At 36.4% G+C, this 21999-nt stretch carries 20 protein-coding genes; 4 read left to right on the top strand and 16 right to left on the bottom strand.

Features of this window, described 5'->3' with window-relative positions:
• Nucleotides 1-127 precede the first annotated feature (127 nt).
• Nucleotides 128-670: a hypothetical protein gene (locus U8526_RS00240; protein ID WP_334339955.1), complete on the top strand. Its 543-nt coding sequence runs from the start codon at nucleotides 128-130 to the stop codon at nucleotides 668-670.
• A 71-nt stretch (nucleotides 671-741) separates the two neighbouring features.
• Here U8526_RS00240 and U8526_RS00235 read toward each other — a convergent pair whose 3' ends face one another.
• The 3 genes from U8526_RS00235 to U8526_RS00225 all read right to left on the bottom strand — a co-directional run bounded on the left by U8526_RS00235 (nucleotide 742) and on the right by U8526_RS00225 (nucleotide 3343).
• Nucleotides 742-1512: a DUF4097 family beta strand repeat-containing protein gene (locus U8526_RS00235; RefSeq protein WP_334339954.1), complete on the bottom strand. Its 771-nt coding sequence runs from the start codon at nucleotides 1510-1512 to the stop codon at nucleotides 742-744.
• A gap of 111 nt (nucleotides 1513-1623) precedes the next feature.
• Complete coding sequence (locus tag U8526_RS00230) at nucleotides 1624-3000, bottom strand: DUF4097 family beta strand repeat-containing protein (protein WP_334339953.1); 1377 nt, start codon at nucleotides 2998-3000, stop codon at nucleotides 1624-1626.
• Complete coding sequence (locus U8526_RS00225) at nucleotides 2993-3343, bottom strand: PadR family transcriptional regulator (RefSeq protein ID WP_334339952.1); 351 nt, start codon at nucleotides 3341-3343, stop codon at nucleotides 2993-2995. Before U8526_RS00225 ends, U8526_RS00230 begins: the two co-directional genes overlap by 8 nt.
• An 864-nt stretch (nucleotides 3344-4207) precedes the next feature.
• Between U8526_RS00225 and U8526_RS00220 the strand changes: the two genes are divergently transcribed.
• On the top strand, nucleotides 4208-5794 hold the full coding sequence (locus U8526_RS00220) for an L-lactate permease (protein WP_334339951.1): 1587 nt from the start codon (nucleotides 4208-4210) through the stop codon (nucleotides 5792-5794).
• Nucleotides 5795-5921: 127 nt separating this feature from the next.
• The gene (locus U8526_RS00215) at nucleotides 5922-6293 is read left to right on the top strand and encodes a hypothetical protein (RefSeq protein WP_334339950.1); all 372 of its coding nucleotides are present in this window, start codon (nucleotides 5922-5924) and stop codon (nucleotides 6291-6293) included.
• A gap of 3 nt (nucleotides 6294-6296) precedes the next feature.
• Here the strand turns inward: U8526_RS00215 and U8526_RS00210 are convergent, their stop codons facing one another.
• The 7 genes from U8526_RS00210 to tyrS form a co-directional block, all read right to left on the bottom strand.
• Nucleotides 6297-7109 (bottom strand): Cof-type HAD-IIB family hydrolase, encoded by an 813-nt coding sequence (locus tag U8526_RS00210; RefSeq protein WP_334339949.1) that lies wholly within the window; start codon nucleotides 7107-7109, stop codon nucleotides 6297-6299.
• 136 nt (nucleotides 7110-7245) lie between these two features.
• Entirely contained in the window at nucleotides 7246-8394 is a 1149-nt protein-coding gene (locus U8526_RS00205; protein WP_334339948.1) for a quinone-dependent dihydroorotate dehydrogenase, read from the bottom strand.
• Nucleotides 8394-9029 (bottom strand): orotate phosphoribosyltransferase, encoded by a 636-nt coding sequence (pyrE, locus tag U8526_RS00200; protein WP_334339947.1) that lies wholly within the window; start codon nucleotides 9027-9029, stop codon nucleotides 8394-8396. The genes U8526_RS00205 and pyrE overlap by 1 nt, the downstream gene beginning before the upstream one ends.
• On the bottom strand, nucleotides 9029-9721 hold the full coding sequence (gene pyrF, locus U8526_RS00195; protein WP_334339946.1) for an orotidine-5'-phosphate decarboxylase: 693 nt from the start codon (nucleotides 9719-9721) through the stop codon (nucleotides 9029-9031). The genes pyrE and pyrF overlap by 1 nt, the downstream gene beginning before the upstream one ends.
• Nucleotides 9722-9723: 2 nt before the next feature.
• Nucleotides 9724-11007, bottom strand: a complete 1284-nt coding sequence (locus tag U8526_RS00190; protein ID WP_334339945.1) for a dihydroorotase — start codon at nucleotides 11005-11007, stop codon at nucleotides 9724-9726.
• Nucleotides 11007-11906 (bottom strand): aspartate carbamoyltransferase catalytic subunit, encoded by a 900-nt coding sequence (locus U8526_RS00185; protein WP_334339944.1) that lies wholly within the window; start codon nucleotides 11904-11906, stop codon nucleotides 11007-11009. The genes U8526_RS00190 and U8526_RS00185 overlap by 1 nt, the downstream gene beginning before the upstream one ends.
• Before the next feature lie 267 nt (nucleotides 11907-12173).
• Nucleotides 12174-13418: a tyrosine--tRNA ligase gene (tyrS, locus tag U8526_RS00180; protein WP_334339943.1), complete on the bottom strand. Its 1245-nt coding sequence runs from the start codon at nucleotides 13416-13418 to the stop codon at nucleotides 12174-12176.
• A gap of 333 nt (nucleotides 13419-13751) precedes the next feature.
• Here tyrS and U8526_RS00175 point away from each other — a divergent pair, with 333 nt between their 5' ends.
• Nucleotides 13752-14327, top strand: coding sequence for a histidine phosphatase family protein (locus U8526_RS00175; protein ID WP_334339942.1), 576 nt, complete (start codon nucleotides 13752-13754; stop codon nucleotides 14325-14327).
• Between the two features lie 59 nt (nucleotides 14328-14386).
• Here the strand turns inward: U8526_RS00175 and yihA are convergent, their stop codons facing one another.
• The 6 genes from yihA to U8526_RS00145 form a co-directional block, all read right to left on the bottom strand.
• The gene (yihA, locus tag U8526_RS00170; protein WP_334339941.1) at nucleotides 14387-14968 is read right to left on the bottom strand and encodes a ribosome biogenesis GTP-binding protein YihA/YsxC; all 582 of its coding nucleotides are present in this window, start codon (nucleotides 14966-14968) and stop codon (nucleotides 14387-14389) included.
• A gap of 48 nt (nucleotides 14969-15016) precedes the next feature.
• On the bottom strand, nucleotides 15017-16264 hold the full coding sequence (clpX, locus tag U8526_RS00165) for an ATP-dependent Clp protease ATP-binding subunit ClpX (protein WP_334339939.1): 1248 nt from the start codon (nucleotides 16262-16264) through the stop codon (nucleotides 15017-15019).
• Between the two features lie 136 nt (nucleotides 16265-16400).
• The gene (tig, locus tag U8526_RS00160; RefSeq protein ID WP_334339938.1) at nucleotides 16401-17687 is read right to left on the bottom strand and encodes a trigger factor; all 1287 of its coding nucleotides are present in this window, start codon (nucleotides 17685-17687) and stop codon (nucleotides 16401-16403) included.
• Nucleotides 17688-17897: 210 nt separating this feature from the next.
• Entirely contained in the window at nucleotides 17898-19088 is a 1191-nt protein-coding gene (gene tuf / locus U8526_RS00155) for an elongation factor Tu (RefSeq protein WP_334339937.1), read from the bottom strand.
• Between the two features lie 205 nt (nucleotides 19089-19293).
• A complete protein-coding gene (locus U8526_RS00150; protein WP_334339936.1) occupies nucleotides 19294-20241 on the bottom strand; it encodes a tetratricopeptide repeat protein in 948 nt (315 codons plus the stop codon).
• A 37-nt stretch (nucleotides 20242-20278) separates the two neighbouring features.
• Complete coding sequence (locus U8526_RS00145) at nucleotides 20279-21976, bottom strand: ribonuclease J (protein ID WP_334339935.1); 1698 nt, start codon at nucleotides 21974-21976, stop codon at nucleotides 20279-20281.
• Between the last annotated feature and the right edge of the window lie 23 nt (nucleotides 21977-21999).

Genomic DNA, 21999 nt, shown 5'->3' with positions numbered 1-21999 from the left:
TACGATAAATTTAGTTATTACAATGCTTTCTAAAAAAATAGTTTCAAATTAAATTCCTATTATCTCGCTTGTGATAGCGTTTACAAACCGTTACAATATTCTTAGCATATAAGAAAGGATAACGCAAATGATTGAAAAAACTGAATTTGGAAAAAAAGTTAATCGTCGTCCTTTAATAGTCAGTCTGTTACTTAGCTTAATCTTTGGTGGACTGGGATTAATAATTAGTCCTTCAGCAGCATTGAGCCTATTCCTAGGTATCTTCTTTTTGTTAATTTTCGTCTACTATCCTAGAAATCTACAAAAACTTTTTGGTCACTGGCAATTAGAACTTCATGGTGTTTCCTACTACAAATTGCTGACTTATCGTGATCGTTTGAAAATGATCTTTTTCCCCGACCGTATTGATTACCAATTTATCAGTTTTTCACAAGTCAAAGATTGTTATATTTTAGAAGATAATAAAAAGTATGATCTGCAAAATATTCTCACCATTAAACCTGCTAAGCAGTCTTTTTTCCCTTGGCTGAGGAAGCCATTCTATCTCGTACTTGAGCTCCATAAGGGACATATTTCATTGGATCTATCTTGGAATCAAAGACACGATCCTAAGAACACACTTTATCGTGTCAGCAATGTTTTAAAGATCATTACTGAAAAAATCAATTAAAAAACAGGCTCCACTAGAAGTACAGGACACATTGCGTACTGTCAATTCTAATGGAACTTGTTTTTTTTATGTTATTTAACTTTAATTCGACCGGACTTGGTTTGGACGCTCAACTGATATTTAGGATCCTCGCCCACCGCTCCCTCTTTATACTCCAGAAGGTCATGACTAAAATCAGCCATTGGTGGTTTTATTCTTGCCGCTTTAGACTGCAATTTAAAATTATATGATTCTTTTTTCGGCATCGACACCTTAACTGTCCCATTAGTATCATTGATTACGACATTTCCTGAAATCATTTCAAAATCCAGTTGAACATACCCAGATGAGCTAGACACATTGCCCGCACCGCTCAGTGAGACAGCTTTAATCATTCCGGTGTAAGAGTTCATATAGAATCGACGACTTCTAACATTGTCCAATTTAATATCGCCACTACGAGACTGGATAAAGAATCCTTTCTCGATTCTTACGTCATCCAAAACTACTTTCCCTGAAATATCGGTGATGAACAACTGCTGACAATCAAAATCATGTAACAAAATTGATCCGTTACCGTTGGAAATTACCACATCACCAACAAAGCTTTTGGGAATGGAGACTTGCAGTTCAAACTTTGTGATGGGAATTCGAGGGTATCTTTCTTGATTAATAGATAAACCGTTACCTGTAACATCAACGTCAAACATATATTTTAAATTACGACGTGACATGAGTTCGTGTACTATAAATTTTTCTCCATCTGTCGACACCACTCTAATATTGGCATTATTACAGACAATATTTAGCTTATCGACATCAAACATTGGTATAAAGTGTTGATTTATTATCTTTTCAATCATGATCAATACTCCTAACCTAGGTATTACCCTCAAAAATTATCTATGAGTATAAATTAATATCGATCAAATTGTAACGAAGACGATTTCAACTATCCAATATGTAAATTCTAATTATGAAACTTTGATAATTCCGGATTTTGCCCGGACTGTCAATTGATACTGAGGATCATCTCCGACAGTTCCTTCTTTTAGATTCATAATATCGTGCACTAATTCGGCCTTTTGTTTCATATGTACAATTCCATCTTTAGCCTCTAGGTCAAACTTATAAGAATCATTTTCTGGCATCTTTAGTTTAACGGTCCCACTACTATTCTCAACATTTACATCATCAGTAATTTGGGCAAAATTGATATGGACTGTACCTGATTTAACGAGGATATTACCTGCACCGTTGAGATCAATTGCATTAACTGAACCACTTCTTGAAGAAATATTGAATTTAGGCGTTGCCACAGTGTCCATATTAACTAGGCCGCTACGATCACTGATAGTTAACTGTTCCTTAGCTAAAACATGATCCAAAGTTAATTTTCCAGAGCTAATATCAAACATTAAATTTTGACTCTCAAGATTATTTAAATATACTGCACCGCTGTGACATTCAACTGCAATTTTTTCCAATTTTTTAACACTTTGAATCTGCAGATTACCACTAGCATTAAAGATTTGTAGTGCTTTCGTGTAACCTTTTGGAAGCATGATTTTTACTCTGATCTTTAATGGTAAAAAATGAGGAATGGCACCCTGACTGATTTTCAAAACACCATCGGAGACATCAGTTCTCATCTGATAATTAGGGTTCGGGCGTGATATATACTCACTGACCTTAATCTTGTCATCATCGGTCGACACAATTCTTACGTCAGCACTAGTGTAATTGATTTTAATTTTATCCAGATCCGTATAATCAAATTCATATTCATCAGTCAATGGCAATGTTTCAACATGTACTTCGGTGTTGAAGTCATCGTCATCAAAATCTTTATCAAAATCATCGAATGCTCCATCAAAGTACGAATCGAAGTCATCTTTGCTTTTCTTAGATGGTTTCAACTTACCATTAAAGTTAATTCCATTGTCGTTGATCACCAGGTTACCGAACTTAACACCTTCATCAGTAATCTTAATCGTTTTGCCATTGTTAACTGTAATGCCATCGTCAGTAATATTGAGTAATTTACCGTTATCAATACTGATCCCCGAATCGTCAATATTAAAAGTGTGGCCCGCCGCATGCTTGTGATGTTCATTTTCATGATTATCATTCACAACTTGGTTGATTACCTCATCAATATCGCCGAACTCCTTAAAAGCCTTTGCAACTGCTTCTTCTGAAGTTGTATCGTCAGTCATTTTATCTTCGGCTGAGGACATTAGATCAGAGGCCAACTCTTCTTTTAGATCGTTTAATTCAGCTGTTTCAGTGTAATCTTTAAAGATTTTATTTAATCTTTGATTTACTAATGTTTTTATTTCTTCACTCATGATTATCGATCCTTCCTAAAATCAATTCATCAATTACCTTTTTAGCAAAATTCCAAGCCTTGATATTGTCCGTTAACGTCTGTTTCCCTTGGGTAGTTATCTGATAATACTTACGACGGCCACCTTGAGTTTCGTCGCCCCAATAGCCAACAATGTCTCCATTCTTCTCTAGTCTTCTAAAAACGGTATAAAGAGTGGCTTCGTTCAACTCATAATCATCGTGACTCAGTTCTTTGACACGTTTAGCAATTTCATAACCATAACTGTCACCCTGATTGAGAATATTTAAAACGATAGTAGCTGTATGTCCGCGAATAATATCTTTGGAAATTAGTGGTTTCATTATTATTCTCATCTACCTTCTTTTCTATATCGATAATGTATCACCAATTACTATGTGTGTCAAAGTAATTTATTCAAAATAGTATTTCATCTACAAATAATCTAGTCAAACATTACCTTTTTAGCCTAATCTGTCATACTATTAAGGTAGTTAGATTAGATTTTCGCTCAAATTCGGTTATGGTGGTAACTTGCCGTCCTCCACAACAAGCCCGATTGGTCTGGAATTGTGGACACTGATTTGAGCCAATTGAAAATCACAATTGTCTCAAATACAGGTCTTATACTAAGCGATAAATCGCTAAGTATAATTTCACGGCTGAGACCAATCGGGCTTGTTGCTCCGGACTAGTATCCTATTCTATTGTTTGTATACTCTTAAAATATTAAATAGTTAAAATAATATGCACTAAGAATTCTAAGTGGATTCATATAATTAATAAGCAATTTTTAAATTAAAATTCATACCTGATTACATGCCATCTAATACTGCAGTTTTGATAAATAACAATAGAATCAAAAATACAGTCGGTAGAGGAAAATCTGTGGGCCCTAAGTGGTGAAATTCTACTTATCTTGCGAAGCAAGGTTAGTAGAAGACCGGACTTGGAGATCCATAATTTTGTACAAAGTGCAAAATTATTAGCTTCAAGCCGTGTCCACCACGTTCCAGTGGCCCACAGATTTTCCTCTACCGACGGGCATACTTACACCATGTTAGTTGATATTAGTCATAACTCAATTTGTACCAAAATCTTAGATTACTTTTAAGTTCATTTATAGAAAAATATTTTTCTGATTTTCTACTACAATGAATAAGTGAAAAATTATATAATATTTAAAATATGTTTAAAGGGGAAAATCCATGATCATTGTCGCTTTATCGGCTGTTATTTTGCCATTAATACTTCTAGGAATCATCAATATGCCGGCAAACAAAGGTATGTCGATCAGTGCTTTCGTTGTTCTACTGGAAGGCTACTTCTTTTGGAAAATGCCACCTAAGGCTCTATTAGCTTCAATTTTCCAATCAATCCATAAGGCTTTACCAATTCTTTGGATTTTATTTGGAGCTTTAATGATGCTCAATATTTTGCAACGAACTGGGGCGATTAACCGGATTAACTCTGGTTTTCACACGTTGTCGGCCGATATGCGTATCCAACTAATTTTGGTAGCATTTTTATTCGGTGGACTTATTGAAGGTGTTTCTGGATTTGGAACACCAGCTATGGTTACTGCTCCTCTGATGATTGCTTTAGGATTTTCACCTATGGCAGCTGTAACACTGGCACTTGTGGCTGATTCGACTCCTGCTTCTTTTGGAGCTGTGGGTACGCCATTAACTGTTGGTCTTAGTAATGTCAGTGAAAAAACTAGTTTTCTGAATTCTATTGGGCAACGAATCACGCAAATAGATCTGTTTGCTGGTACTTTTATGCCATTGATGTTGATCTTTATTTTGGTTTTCATCTTCGGTAAAAAAGATGGGCAACAGAAAAAAGACTTCTTAAAATTAGTCCCTTGGTCATTATTTATTGGCTTAGTATATAGCATCTTTGCACTGTTGATTTCCTCTGTTTTAAGTTACGAGTTTGTCTCTATTTTGGCTCCATTTGCTACAATCATCATTGCTATCCTCACTATTAGATTGAAGTTCTTATTACCAAAGGACAGTTTCACTAATCCTTGGACTACTTCCACTAAAACCATCGATTCCGAAAAAAAGATGTCCTTACTCAAAGCTTGGTCACCTTACATCATCGTTATTTTGATGCTTTTAGCTACAAGAACTATTGCTCCTTTGAAGAATTTTTTAGTAACAAATGTCAATCTATCATGGAAAAATATTCTTGGTTTCTCACAAATTAGTTCCGATTGGGAATTTCTATATTCACCCGGTACACTTTTAACCATCGCCGCAGCTTTAGGATTACTGATCCAACTTAAATCTTTAAAGAAATTTTTCCCAATTGCTAAAAAGGTTGTCTTCTCCATGAAATCGACTGCTTTAGCCTTAACCGTAACTTTGATAATGGTTCAAATTTTTACTAACTCTGAAATTAATTTGGCCAAACTACCTAGTATGCCTATGTACATCGCCGAAGTAATTTCCAAATATCTCTCCGGTATCTGGATCATCATTGCACCATTCTTAGGCCAATTAGGTTCCTTCGTTACTGGTAGTACAACTGTTTCTACTTTGACTTTCGGACAAATTCAAGCCGATATTGCTTCCAAGGCTAATGTCAGCACCGAATTAGTTTTGGCTACTCAATTGATTGGTGCTGCGGCCGGAAACATGATCTGTGTTCACAACATTGTTTCAGTTAGCTCCGTTGTTGGGCTTACTGGTCAGGAAGGTAACATTTTACGTAAGACCGTTCTACCAGCTTTACTATACGGACTCTTAGTTGGTATCGTTGGCTTTGTCTTTACTCTATTTATGTAGATAATCAAAAAGTTCTGAATTAAGAGGAATAATCCTTTTAACTCAGAACTTTTTTAGTGCTTTCTAATACCTTAATCAATCGATTCAATGCTATTCTTATCACAAATAATTTTACGGAAGTGATCTTATGGAAATAGGTTCTCTGGCTGAATGGGTTGAAAGTTTTGCCGAAATTTTAGCCGTCTCAGTTGCACTCTTTTTACCCTATTACCAAAAACGCAAAGCCAACAAAGAAAAAAATCAGCAGGCAAAACAGATCATCATTAAAACTTCGAATAAGCTTTTACCTCAAACAAAAATTCAAGAGTCGCTTCAATTCGAAGAACTAACAAAATTTGTTTCAATCTACTTAGTTTTAGCTACAAATGACACTACTGTCAAAATCATTCAATTGGGAGATACCATTATCAATGTTATTGGTAATTCTGATCAACTATCATCTGAGCAGCAATCTCAGATCACTAAATTAATTGATGATTTGAAAAAGGTCAAAATCTAACATTTATGCCGTAACAAACTTTTCAATTGCATTCCCCACACCATCATGATTATTATCAGTTGTTACGTAATCACTGACAGCTTTTACACCTGCCTGAGCATTGCCCATAGCTACTCCCTTGCCAGCTATCTCAAGCATCGAGATATCATTGTCACGATCCCCAATTGCTAAAACGTCGTTCAGTTCGATTTCTAACTGTTGAGCTAAATATTTCACCGCTTCGCCTTTATTGACATTCTTAGGGAAAACTTCCAGGTAGCCAACTCCAGTTCTCACGACAAAGTAATCACTGAATTGTCGATTGATAAAGTCGGTGATTTCATCCAAACGTTGTTCATTACCATTGATGACTCCCTTGGTAATCTCGAAATCGACTGGTAGATCTTCTGGTTCTTTGATATATAACCCACGGTTATTCTCATAAGCCATATCTATCGTGTACTTGTCGATGAATTCAAAATTGCTCGTATAAGTATTGCCTTGAACGTCCAAAACACAATACGGAAATGCATATTTTTTAGCGAAATCGACAAATTCTCGGTAAAAATCGTTATTAAGTGTTTTTTGATAAAAAATTTCACCATTCATGTTTTCAATAATGGCCCCACCGTTGGTAATCAGATAATTATCATTGCCATTAATACCCAAACTACGAGCATAGTCATACATTGCCTCGTGTGGTCGACCTGAACAGAGAACCACTTTAGTTCCATTGGTCATGGCTTTTTGAATCGTGACTTTGTTTTTCTCTGAAATTTCTTTAGCTGATGTCAAAAGTGTGTCGTCCATATCAATGGTAATTAATTTATACCCCATAAAATCTCCCTCATAATATAAATAAAGGTAATTTTATCTTCTAATGAAATTTGAAGATAGCAATTTTAAACAATAAATTTTTTTCCATAAAAAAAAGACTGTCCGGATAAAAATCCTTATCTGACAGTCTTTTTAGCTATTCTTCGTGGAATGATGCACCTGAATTGGCATCTAATTCAACTTTTTTATCTTCATTAATATCGGTAACTTCAACATCTTGTTCATCACGAACTGGAGCTTCTGAAACTGATGAGTAATCTAGTCGACTTACCACATCGTTATCAGCCAAGTGACGATTGATTTTTTCCAAAAGCGTAGGTCCGTTATAGATAAAACCTGTATAAACTTGTACCAAACTGGCACCTGCTTCTAGAGCCGTTTGTGCATCCTCTGGTGTGAATATTCCGCCGGAAAACATAATTGGTAATTCAGGGAAAACTTGATGAATTGCTTTAGTCAAATTCAATGATTTAAAGAAGATTGGTTTACCACTCAAGCCTCCACCCTCAACGCGATTGGCTGACTTCAAATTATCGTAAACTTTACTTGGATTAGAGGCTGTGTTGGTTAAAATAATTCCATCCATCAATCCTTTAGTTTCATTGATTAATTCAATCAACTGTTCAGCCGTGATGTCATTACCAAATTTACAAAAGACCGGTTCCTTAATATGTAAATTATGGATTTTTTGTAACAATCGCTTAGCTACTGGAATCTCTTGTAGTGTTGTTACCCCTTTTTGATTAGGACAACTTTGATTCAAGGCAATATAGTCGGCAAATGAATGAATTTCTTTGATATCATCCACCATCTCGTCAACCATTTCTTCACTGCTTAGACCATGTCCAGGAGCAACACTGATGCCTAAAGTCACATGTTTTGGAGTATTAGCTAAGTGTTTTCTAGTTTCTTCAATACCCAAGTTGTTCAAGCCCATACGGTTGATGATAGCTTGATCTTCAGTTAAGCGAAAAATTCTTTTCTTGGGATTACCAGGTTGATTGTCCTTAGTAACACTACCAATTTCAACAAATCCAGCGCCTAAGGCACCCAAACTGTTGTAAAATTCAGCTTTTTTATCAAATCCAGCTGCGATACCGATTGGTGAATCGAAGTCGACTCCTTTTACAGTCACTTTCAAGTTAGCTGGTTTCTTAGCTTGAAACATTGTTTGTAGTGCTTGAGGATAGCGATTAAACATTTTTAAACCATTGGCCACGAGATGATGATCGACTTCAGGATCAACTTTAAAAATTAGCGGGCGTACTGCTTTATATAAATCCATTATTTGCACCATCCTTCTGGGTCTTTATACCATTGTTCTAGTAGTTCAGTATCGTTTGCTTCGATGTAGTCTTGTTCTTTGGCTACTTGAGTCAAAGTTGGGAAATCAGTTAACGTATACAATTGTGTCTTGGCTGCGGCAAAATTTGTTGTGCTTTCTGGCAAATCATAAGAAAAAATTGCTACAGTTCCAATGACTTCGGCACCAGTTTCACGTACGGCATCGACTGCTTTCAAAATGCTGCCACCAGTTGAAATTAAGTCATCGATCAATACAACTTTGTCACCCTTTTGGCAACGACCTTCAATTTGTCCTTTTTTACCATGATCTTTTTTCTTGGGGCGAACATAATTCAAAGGTAGATCAAGAATATTGGAAACACCGGTTGCATGAGGAATACCAGCTGTAGCAACTCCACCGATAACTTCTACTTCGGGATATTTTTCTTTAATCAATTTTGCTAGATCTTCAGCAATTGTTTGGCGAAATTTAGGATAGGCAATAGTTAGGCGATTATCAGTATAAATTGGTGATTTGATGCCGCTGGCCCAAGTAAAAGGTTCTTTGGGACTTAATGTCACCGCCTTGATCTTTAATAGTTGACTGGCAATATCTTTTGCTACTTCTTTATCCATTATTTAGTCCACTCCTTCTCAATATTCATATAAGCATTGTATTGATCTTTTGCCTGGGTGATTGGACGTCCAACCACAATTGCATCGCTACCTAATTTTTTAGCCTGACTTGGCGTTGTTACCCTCTTTTGATCGCCAACTTGAGCTGACTTAGGTCTAATCCCAGGGCTCACACAGAGGAAGTCTTCATTAGTTGCCTCTTTGATCATAGGAACTTCCAAAGCCGATGAGATAACACCATCAGCACCACTGTTAAAAGCTAATTTAGCTAATCTTGTAACATAGTCTTGTGACGGCAATGAAACTTGTAACTCGTTAGTTAATTCAACTTGTCCTAAGGATGTTAATTGGGTAACAGCCAATAATTTAGTATTTGAACCCGCTAGCCCTTCTTTAGCAGCTGCAATCATTTCTGCGCCACCACTAGCATGAATCGTTAATAATTGAACATCCCACTTAGCGATTACCTGACAAGTTCTTTTGACGGTATTAGGGATGTCGTGTAATTTCAAGTCCAAAAAGATATTATAGCCACGTTCTCGTAAACGTTTGACGAATGGATAGCCATATTGACAAAACATTTCTAAGCCGATCTTCAAAAATAACGATTGATTCTTAGGAAACTGATTCAAGAAATTAATGCATTCAAAATCATCTGCGAAATCTAATGCTACTATAACTGGTTTATCCATTTTTACCCCTCGTGATTACTTGTATATACTGCTTTGCCATTAACATAAGTGCCCATAACTTTTCCAAAAACAGATTGTCCGATAAAAGGACTATTAGTGCCTTTAGATAAGAAGTCAGCTTCATTGATCGTGTACTCTTGGTTCAAATCGATCATGGTAAAGTCAGCTTGTTGATTTAAGCCAATCGTACCAACATCTTTAAGTCCAAATAACTTAGCTGGTTTTACAGCCATCAGATCAATTAATCGTTCTAAACTGATCATGCCTGTTTTAACTAAACGTGTATACATTAATGGGAACGAAGTTTCAATCCCAGTAATACCAAAAGCACTCTTTTCAAAGCCTTGATTCTTCTCTTCTTTAGCGTGAGGAGCGTGATCGGTTGCAATCATATCAATTGTTCCATCTTCTAAAGCATCTAATAAGGCCATTTGATCCTTTTGTGAACGCAATGGTGGGTTCATCTTGAAATTAGCGTCATCTTTTAAAATATTGCCATCATTCAGTAATAGATGGTGTGGTGACACTTCACAAGTAACATTGATACCGGCATCCTTAGCCATTCTGATCAAGTCAACACTATCTTTGGTAGAAATATGACAGACGTGATAATGTACGCCAGTTTCTTTAGCTAAAATTAAATCTCTGGCCAATTGCGAAGTTTCAGCAACCTGTTGGATACCTGGTAGGCCTAATCTTTGCGAAGCTGAACCAAAATTGATCACGCCATGGTTGAAAAGATTCTTATCTTCAACATGAGCAGCCAAATGACTGTTGATTGCTGCAATTCTTTCCATGGCTTCAAACATTGATTGAGCATTCATGATTCCGTGACCATCATTAGAAAAAGCAAAGGCCCCTAATTTGTCTAAAGCTTCGATATCAACTAATTCATCGCTTGTTTCATCTTTAGTTACAGGTGCATATTGTAGTGTGTTGATCAAAGAATTCTTTTTGTTCAAGTCCAATTGCTTTTGAAATTTTTCAGGATCATCAGGTACTGGAATAACGTTGGGCATAGCTCCCACTGTTGTAAAGCCACCATGAGCTGAAGCTAAGGTTCCAGTTTTAATGGTCTCTTTATGGACTTGTCCTGGTTCACGAAAATGAACATGAACATCGATTAGACCTGGAGCGACTAATTGTTGTTTCGCATCGATCACGTTAACATCATCGGTCGATATCTCTTCTGCAATTTCCGTAAATTTTCCATTTTCTACTAACAGGTCGGCCGGAGTCAACTGCCCTTGATAAAATAGCTGTGCATTCTTTATTAATGTTTTCATCATTTAACACCTTTCAAAACTGATTCAATCATTGCCATCCTAATAAATGTACCATTGACCATCTGTTTAAAGATATACGATTTATCACTTTCAACCACATCATCAGCTATTTCAGCTCCACGATTAACTGGGGCTGGGTGCATCAACATAGCATCGGGTTTCATTAAATTAACACGGCGCATATCTACTCCATATTTTTCAAAGTAATCAGCTTTAGAAAAGTTTTGATTCTCTTCTGCGGATAGTCTTTCATGCTGAACTCGAAGCAACATGACAACGTCCATTTCTTTACAAAGATCATCGACTGCTTTGTGAGGTCCCATAGCTTGAAATTCTGATGTGTACCAGGAATTAAGTCCGCCGAAGTAAACTTCTGATCCTAATTGTGTCAAAATTTCCGCATCGGAATGGGCTACTCTGGAATGGCTTAAATCACCTATAATTCCCACTTTTAAGCTATCTAGTCGTCCATAGTGTTCATAAATTGTCATTAAATCGAGTAGGGATTGTGAAGGATGTTGTCCAGCACCGTCGCCAGCATTGATGATTGGAATATTAAGATTACGATTCAATAGTTGGTTGTAGTACTCATCTTGGCTATGACGGATAACAGCTAAATCAGCACCCACACTTTCTAATGTTCGACAAGTATCGTAAAGACTCTCGCCTTTCTTCGTTGAAGACTTCTCAGCATCAAAGACGATCTGTTGCATCCCTAATTTCATTTCCGCAACTTGGAAGCTTGATTTAGTTCTAGTGCTGTTTTCAAAAAACATGTTGACGGCAAATTTACCTTGTCCAATATTGGATTGTCGACCGTTTTTGAATTCCAAGGCTGCATTGAGATAATCTTGAACCTCTTGATTTGATAATTGTGACATAGAAAGTATGTTTTTCATTGTTTTCCTCCAAATTAAAAGGGGTAGCTGTCAGTCCAGCTACCCCTAAAAAGTTTAGTATTATCCCTTAAACCTTTTAGACCTCACTGGATCTGATTAAAAGTTCCCTAGTTTCTTAAGTAAACAAAAAACTTCCTATCCCACAAGGAAAGGAAGTTTACACTTTTTCTGCCAAATGTAGTTAATACCTTCCAAGCCTCACAGGACTCGATTAAAAGTTTTCGTTGCAAATAATATATACGATTTTACATTCTCAGTCAATGGTTTTTATTTAATTTCTGCAAGGAAGTACTTCTTCTTACCACGACGGATAACGATGTACTTACCATCAAATGATGTCTTAGGATCAATTTCAATTGTTGTATCAGTCAATTTTTCACCATTGATTCTGATAGCACCATTTTGAATATCTTCACGTGCTTGACGCTTTGATTTATCAACGTTTGTAGCAATTAGAAGATCAACTAAATTAATTGGATCAGAAGAGATTTCTTCACTAGGAACACCATGGAAAGCTTCAGCAACTTCGGCTGTTGTTAGTGATTGAATTTCACCAGAGAATAAAACATCAGTAATTTTTTCAGCTGTCTTCAAAGCTTCTTCGCCATGGACGAATTTTGTTACTTCTTGAGCCAAAGTTTTTTGAGCCAAGCGTTTTTCTGGAGCTGTCTTAATAGATTCAGCCAATTCGTCGATTTCTTCTTTTGATAAGAAAGTAAACTTCTTCAAAAGGTTAACGACATCTTTATCATCTTGATTGAACCAGAATTGATAAAATTCGTAAGGTGAAGTCTTCTTAGGGTCAAGCCAAACCGCACCACCAGCAGTCTTACCAAATTTTGTACCGTCAGCTTTTAATAATAATGGGATTGTCAAAGCATAAACTTTAGCATCTTGACCTTCAGCTTTATGAATCAAATCAAGTCCAGCAGTCAAATTACCCCATTGATCACCACCACCAACTTGCAATTGAACATTATGCTTGCGGTATAGTGTCAAGAAGTCAAGTGATTGTAGGATTTGGTATGTGAACTCTGTAAAGGAAATACCCACTTCTAGACGACTTGAGATAATTTCCTTGTTAAGCATAGTATTAACGTTAAATAACTTACCGTAGTCACGTAGAAAATCAAGAATACCAATTGGTTCTGTCCAGTCGTAGTTATTAACCATTGTGAAGTCGCTGAAAATGTTAGTAACTTGGTTGCTCAAAGCTTCAACGTTGTGATTAACTTGATCCATTGTTTGCATAGGACGTTCGGCTTTTTTACCACTTGGATCACCGATAGAACCAGTAGCACCACCAATAACAACATATGGATGATGACCTGCTCTAGCAAATCTTTCCAAAGTCATAAATGGCAATAAGTGACCAATATGCATCGAGTCACCAGTTGGATCCATACCACAGTAAAGTGAAATAGCTTTTTCATCAACTAATTTACGTAGGCCCTCTTCGTCAGATTGTTGATTGACCAAGCCACGCCATGATAGTTCATCAATAATATTCATAGATCTTCCTCCAATAATTATCCCCGTTATAGAAAAAAAACGCCCCTGCAGTTATGCAGGGACGCTTATGCGCGGTACCACCCAAATTCAAGTATTTCTACTTGCTCTTTACTCCTATAACGTAGGACACGAATTTTAGTTTCGTATTTGATAATTTACCCTGCTTGACTCTCACCAAATGTCAATTCTCTGAACACCGAAGTAAATTACTACTTAGTTTAAAACCAAAACTATTTATAAATACGATGATACACAGGAGTGATATCTTTTTCAAGGTCTTTTTTAGAAAAGCAAAGTTATTGTATAATGTAAGTGCTTTTATGGAGGGGAAACATGAGGAAAAAACTTTACTTAATGCGTCATGGTCAAACGCTTTTTAACGTTTTATGCAAAATTCAAGGTTGGTGTGATTCACCACTGACAGATAAAGGCATTCAACAGGCCAAAACAGCTGGAAAATACTTTAAAGACAATAATATCCATTTTGACGCCGCTTTTTGTTCAACGGCTGAAAGATCAAGCGACACCTTAGAATTAGTTACTGACATGCCCTATACACGCTTAAAAGGATTACGTGAGATGTCCTTTGGCAAGTTTGAAGGTGAACATGAGTATTTAAATCCCAAAATTACTGATGCTAAAAAACAATCTGGTGATTTCTTTGTCCAATACGGCGGCGAAAGTGCCCAACAAAATAAGGATCGTGTAAACAAGACTTTAAACGACATTATGGAACAAGATCACCAATCAGTTTTGGTAGTTAGTCATGCTGGCTCTATCATGAACTTTACCAGTCAATGGACTGATATTGGTAAAATAAAAGATAGCGGCTTTGGCAACTGCAGTATCTTAGAGTTCGAATTTGCAGACGGAGAATTTACTTTCGACAAAATTATTAATTTTAATTAAGTTAACAATTATAAAAAATAGAGATAGTAATCAAATTATGATTATTATCTCTATTTTTGTTACATATGTCTCTCGATCCAATCCCAGACTTCATCTTTACCATGTTTCGTCTCAGAACTGAATAACTGTAGATCATCTGTTTGATTGATCTGCATTGTTTTCTTAACTTGACTGATTGTTTTATTCCACTGATTGCCTTTGACCTTGTCCATCTTTGTAGCCACGATCAATGTAGGAATATGATAATAACTCACAAATTGGTACATTGAAACGTCGTCTTCACTTGGTTGATGACGACCATCGACCAAAATAACTACACCTTTCAAAACATCACGAGTAGTCAAATATTCTTCAATCATAACGCCAAATTCTTCACGTTGCTTCTTAGATACTTTAGCAAATCCGTATCCAGGAACATCGACAAGATACAATTGATCCTCGATATTGTAGAAGTTAAGTGTTTGCGTCTTACCTGGCGTACTAGACGTTCTCGCAAAGCTTTTACGATTGATAAGTGTATTTATCAAAGAAGACTTTCCCACGTTAGAACGGCCTAATAAGGCTATTTCTGGATAACCTTCACTTGGATATTGTTTTGAGCTGACCGCGCTCAAATTCATCGATACATTATTTACCTGCATAATTCACCTCAATGAAGTAATTTTACCATAAACAAAAAAAGCTGCCTACTAGGCAACTTCTCCATTTTTAAGAATCAATTCTGGTTCTTTAATTTTTCTAACTGCTTCTTTAGTAACTTTGACGCTTTCGACATCGTCACGACCAGGAATATCGAACATAGTATCCAGCATTGTTTCTTCAACAATTGATCTCAATCCACGGGCACCAGTATTTCTTTCGATCGACATCTTAGCAATTTCTTTCAAAGCACCATCAGTGAAGATCAAATTAACTCCATCCAAGCTTAATAGTTCCTTATATTGCTTAATAAGAGCATTCTTTGGTTTTGTTAGGATATCAACCAAATCACTCTCTGTAAGCTTCTCAAGAGCTGTTACGATTGGAATACGACCGATGAATTCTGGAATAATACCAAATTTCATCAAATCTTCAGGGATAATTTGTTGCATCAAACTCTTCTCTTCTGCGACAGTTGCTTTTTGTTCAGCACCAAAACCAATTGTCTTATCGCCTAAACGATTCTTAACAATCTGTTCAATACCATCAAAGGCACCACCAACGATAAAGAGGATGTTTGTTGTATCAATTTGAATTAATTCTTGTTGAGGATGCTTTCTACCGCCTTGTGGTGGCACACTAGCAATCGTTCCTTCAAGAATCTTTAGAAGTGCTTGTTGAACACCTTCACCAGACACATCACGGGTGATGGAGACATTCTCACTCTTCTTAGCGATCTTATCAATTTCATCGATATAAACGATACCGTGTTCGGCCTTATCTACATCAAAATCTGCATTTTGCAAAAGCTTCAAAAGAATGTTTTCGACATCTTCACCAACGTAACCTGCTTCAGTCAAAGTAGTTGCATCAGCAATTGCAAATGGCACTTTCAAGATACGAGCTAGAGTTTGAGCCAAGAAAGTTTTACCAGAACCAGTAGGTCCGATTAAAGCAATATTACTCTTTTGTAGCTCTGTTTCACCATCTTTAAGATGTTCCATTTTATTAATTCTCTTGTAATGATTATAAACAGCAACTGACAATGCCCTCTTCGCATCAGTTTGGCCGATTACATAATCATCAAGAATTTTTTTGATCTCAATAGGTGTTGGGATATTTTCAAGATCCATTGGTGTTGAATCGTTTAATTCTTCATCAATGATTTCTTTACACAAATCAATACATTCGTTACAAATGTACACACCTGGTCCAGCAACAATTTTCTTTACTTGATCTTGTGTTTTACCACAGAACGAACAGCTAATTGTGCCAGTATTTTCTGTACTATCAAACATAGTTATTCTCCTTCAATAGTTCCAATTACTTTGAAAGTCTAGCATTGTAATAACTTTGAGTAAAGTAATTAGTTTGAAACTATAATTAAAAAAAAAGGAAGCCCAATGGCTTCCCTAATCTCAGTTCTAAAAAGCATTATTTTTCAACAGCTGAGTCAACGATCAATTCGATAGCTTTCTTAGCACCGATATCATGAGCAAGCATGTCATCACTAAGTGCGTTTCTTACAGCGGATTCTTCCATCTTGTATTCATCAGCTAGTGACTTAACTTCATTCTTGATTTCGTCTTCTGTTGGTTTGATATCTTCTTTAGCAACAATTGCTTCGATAACTAAGTCAGTCTTAACACGTTCTTCAGCATCCTTAGCAAATTGCTTCTTCAAGCTTTCTTCGTTTGTACCTGTCATTTGGTAGTACAACTTAGGATCGATACCTTGACGACGTAGGTTAGCTAAGTATTGGTTCAATTGATTTTCAACCTCTGTATCAATCATAGCTTGTGGGATGTCATCGATTTTGGCATTCTTAACTGCTCCAGCAATTGCTTCTTCTTGAATGTTTTCTTCAGCAGTTTGTTTCTTTTGATCCTTGATTTCATCATGAATCTTTGTCTTTAATTCTTCAAGAGTATCAACGTCTTCGTCAACATCCTTAGCAAAATCATCATCTAATTCTGGTAATTCTTTTGACTTAACTTCGTGAATCTTTGTCTTGAAGATAGCTTTCTTACCAGCAAGTTCTTTTGCTTGGTAATCTTCTGGGAATGTAACGTTTACGTCAACATCTTCATCAGCAGCATGACCGATCAATTCATCTTCAAATCCAGGAATGAATGAACCTGAACCTAATTCTAGTGAGTAGTTTTGTGCGCTACCACCATCGAATTCTTTGCCATCAACGGAACCAACATAGTCAATAATAACTGTGTCGCCCTTTTCAGCTTTACCATCTTTAAGAACAAGTTCAGCTTGTTGCTTTTGAAGTTCCTTTAGACGATCTTCAACATCAGCCTTCATAACATTACGTTTTTGCTTTGTAACTTCGATACCCTTGTAGTCACCAAGTTTAACGTCTGGTTTAACTGTAATTGTTGCAGTAATAGCCCATGGTTGGTCTTTTTCCATTGATTCAACACTAATTTGTGGTTGGTCAACAGGTTCTACTTTAGTTTCATCAACAGCATCTTGATATGCAGCTGGTAAAACAGCGTTCAATGCATCTTCGTACAATGCTTCTTCACCGTACATACGGTTAAAGATTTGGCGAGGAACTCTTCCTTTTCTGAATCCAGGAACATTCAAGCTCTTCTTTACACGATTAAAAGCAGTATCTAAACCTTTTTTAATTGTATCTTGGTCAATTTCAAATTTTAATTCACCAGTATTGTTTTCTTTTTTTGTAAATTTAGCCTTAGCAGACATTTATATTATCCCTCCGGTATTTCAACGATCTCATACTTTGTAATATTACCCTAAAATGGTGATATTGTAAACATTCATCGTTATTTAATAGGTTTTTTAAGACATCATTTGTATATTATATGACACTTTTTATAATTTTTAAATAATTTAGCCATAAAAAAAAGAGCTGGATTAACCAACTCTTTTTTATTTATCATTACCACTTAGAAATTAGTCTAAGATTTCTGTAACAACTCCGGCACCAACAGTACGGCCACCTTCACGAACAGTAAATCTTGTACCATTTTCAATAGCAACTGGAGCAATCAAGTCAACTTCGAAAGTAACTTGGTCACCAGGCATAACCATTTCTACACCATCTGGTAGTTCAATAACACCAGTAACATCAGTTGTATGGAAGTAGAATTGTGGACGGTAGTTTGAGAAGAATGGAGTATGACGTCCACCTTCTTCTTTACTCATGATATAAACTTCACCCTTGAACTTGTTGTGAGTTTGGATTGAACCTGGCTTAGCAAGAACTTGTCCACGTTCGATTTGATCACGGTTAATACCACGTAGTAAGATACCAACGTTATCTCCGGCTTCACCTAAATCAAGTGTCTTACGGAACATTTCTAGACCAGTAACAGTTGACTTCAATACTTCTGGCTTCAAACCAACGATTTCAACTTCGTCACCAATCTTAACTTCACCACGATCAATACGACCTGATGCAACAGTACCACGACCAGTGATAGTGAAGACATCTTCAACAGGCATCATGAATGGTTTTGTATTATCACGTTCTGGTGTTGGGATGTATTCATCAACAACATCAAGTAATTCTTCAACGTGTTTGATTTCTTCTGGGTCACCTTCAAGAGCTTTCAAAGCTGAACCACGGATAACAGGAATGTCATCCCCTGGGAAATCGTATTCTGATAGAAGTTCACGAACTTCCATCTCAACTAGATCAACTAGTTCTGGATCGTCAACAAGATCAGTCTTGTTCAAGAAGACAACGATGTATTCAACACCAACTTGTCTTGCAAGCAAGATATGTTCACGAGTTTGTGGCATAGGACCATCAGTTGCAGCAACAACAAGGATGGCACCATCCATTTGTGCAGCACCAGTGATCATATTCTTAACGTAATCAGCGTGTCCTGGAGCATCGATATGTGCATAGTGACGCTTTTCAGTTTCGTATTCAACATGGGCTGTGTTGATAGTAATCCCACGTTCCTTTTCTTCTGGGGCCTTATCGATATCAGCGTAATCTTCAGCCTTAGCTAAACCTTTGTCAGCCAATACCTTAGTGATTGCAGCTGTTAAAGTAGTCTTACCGTGGTCAACGTGACCAATTGTCCCAATATTTACATGGGGCTTTGTTCTCTCATAATGTTCTTTTTCTGCCATTACAAAGAATCCTCCTAAAATTTCATTTCATAAGATTGATCCAAAGAAAATGTTCTTTAGACGACTCTTTACTGAAAAATTATACTACTTTCAGAGGTGAAAGCAAAGTAATTAAGCGCAAATCACCGACTAAAAATATACTCTTTGGATTATACGGGGAGTAAACGAAATTGTAAATACTCTAAGTGAAAAAAGTTAAACTTTTTCACTCTTGAAAGGCATTTATCAGTTCATCGAACCTTTTCAGCCAATTATTTACTTCCTTCAACCCCTGATTATCACTTATTTGTGATTCATCAACTAAACGATACCTTAAAAGCATAGCTTTTGTCCAGAGTCTAGGGCTTTTTATTATTTCATCGCCAAAGGGATAGACAAATGCAGCATAAAGTGACAATTCACCTTTAAAGTTATCGATTTGAGATTCATTCTCGTCAGTTAATAATTTTTCTAATTCGTCGCACATTTTCAAATAGACATCAGTTGACATAATAGGCATTAAGTCACTCGGATTGCAAGTTTTATTTTTGCCGTAGAATGAAATATCTAGTGTTTCATCGATTCCCAGCTTCAATAAATTTTCCAATGCCTCACTCTTCAATAGCGGATGTAGCAAGGGATTGGCCAATAAAATCTTGGCATTTTTCACGTAATCGTCCTTTTTAAATTGTCTCAAATTTCTTAACAATTGAATTTGTTTTGGAGTCGATTCCGTGACTATAGAATAGAGCTGTTTGATCAATCTTTCCTTCTCTGGTTTAAAAGAACGTTCATGTCGATCTTCAGCCACTTCTATTCTCTTGGTTATATCATCTATGAATTCAGGCTTGATGTGAGGTAATGTCTCTGCGTCATAAAAATTTAACATCTGATTAGCTAATAGAAAATCATTATTTTCTAAAATAATATCTAGTGCTAATTCAGCCGTTTCTGGTTCACTGAGGTAATAATTAAAATAATCTAAAATTACAGCCTCCGCGTCACCTGGTCTTTTTTGATTCAACAAAGAAGCAGCCAACCCCTTGTTAATTGAGAATGACTGCTGCATTGCGTATGCTTGCGTATATAAATCTACCGCCTCAGGCCAAAGACCTTGTTCAAAGGCTTCATCCGCTTGATCAATAATTCTTTTTAGATTATCTGAGTCGTCCATACAATACCTCAACAATATCTAAACCAATTAAATCAGTTTATTTTTTGGCTTTTCTATGTCTGTTTTGATTTACTTCCATGATTACTGGAAGAATTACCGGATGACGGTTAGTTTGCTCGTATAAGAAATGATTTAGCTTATCACGAACATCTTGCTTCAAATCAGACCAGTCAAAGTCTTTACTATTTTGCATATAGTCTACAATAGTTTTTACGATAATATCCGAACTTTCACTTAACAAGTCACGACTAGCACGCATGTAAACGAAACCACGAGCTGTAATTTTAGGCTTAGCAACGACTTTTTTCTTCTTACGGTCAATTGTAGCTACCGCAATGAAAACACCGTCCTCGGCCAATAATTCACGATCACGTAAAACTATGCTGCCAATATCGCCGACACCTTTTCCATCAATCATAGTATCACCGGCATCGACACCTTTAGCTTGATAAAATTGGCCATTTTCATAATTCAAAACATCACCCTTTTTAGTAAGGAAAATGTTTTGATAAGGAATACCAGTCTCATGAGCAATTCTAGCGTGAGCATCCAAAAGACGATATTCACCTTGAATAGGGATAACATTTTCTGGATTCAAAAGATTGATCATCAATTGTAAGTCTGACTTATTAGCATGACCTGAAGAATGCTTATCATCGCCTAAGGCTTTCACTTCAGCACCTGTACGATAAATAGCATCTCTAGCTTTAGCAACTGTCGTGTCCATTGAGTGAGAAGGTGTTGTAGCAATAAATACTAGGTCGCCTTCTTCAATTTGGAACTTGGTCTTAGCAGCAGGATTAGCCATCTTACGTAAAACTTTGACCGGCTCACCCATCTTACCAGTTTCTACTACAACCAATTTATTATTGTCAAAGCCTTTAAGTTCCTTAGGCTTCAAAAGTAATTCCTTATTAGGAACTTCCAAATAACCTAACTTCATAGCCGTTTTAACGATCTTTTCAGCATCAGTTCCTGACAAAAAGACTCTTCTACCAGTTTTATCAGCTGCATCCAAAACTTGTTGCATTCTTTGAATATTTGAAGCCACTTGAGCCACAATGATACGACCGTTATGATAACTGAAAGTATCTAAAATATATTCATAAATGTCACGTTCACTAGAATTCTCGTATGGAGATTCCGCATTAGCTGAGTCACTTAATAAAGCTAGAACACGTTCACTACCGATTTTTGCGATACGACCATAGTCTGTTTTGTAAACAGGTACAGCGGCTTGATCAAATTTGAAATCACCGGTATAAACAATTTGTCCTTCTTCAGTTTTGATTACTGTTCCTAAAGAACCGGGAATTGAATGTGTTGTCTTGAAGAATGAAACTGAAGCTTGCTCAAAATCAATTGCTGTATTTTCATCAATAACATGAAAGTCTGAGAACTTCTTGCTACGATTATCGTTTGAGCAAACGATCTTAGCCAATTCAATTGTCATTTCAGATCCAAATACAGGAATATCGTAATCACTAATTAAATATGGCAAGGCTCCAATAGCATCTGCATGTCCATGTGATAAGAAAATACCTACCACTTTGTCGATATTCTTCTTAATGTAAGTCATATCAGGTACGACTACATCAATTCCATAAAGATCATTGTCAGGATATTGTAATCCAATGTCCAAAATATAGATCTCGTCATTTACTTCTACTGCGTACATATTCTTTCCGTTTTCACGTACGCCACTTAATAAAATTATCTTAATTGTTTTGCTCATTTTCATCTCTCATTTCATTAAAA

Origin of the sequence: Companilactobacillus sp. HBUAS56275 (genome assembly GCF_036913655.1) — a bacterium.
In the GTDB taxonomy this organism is placed as follows: domain Bacteria; phylum Bacillota; class Bacilli; order Lactobacillales; family Lactobacillaceae; genus Companilactobacillus; species Companilactobacillus pullicola.
Note: the sequence above shows the minus strand (reverse complement) of the source record. Positions and strands in the feature narration are given on the sequence as shown.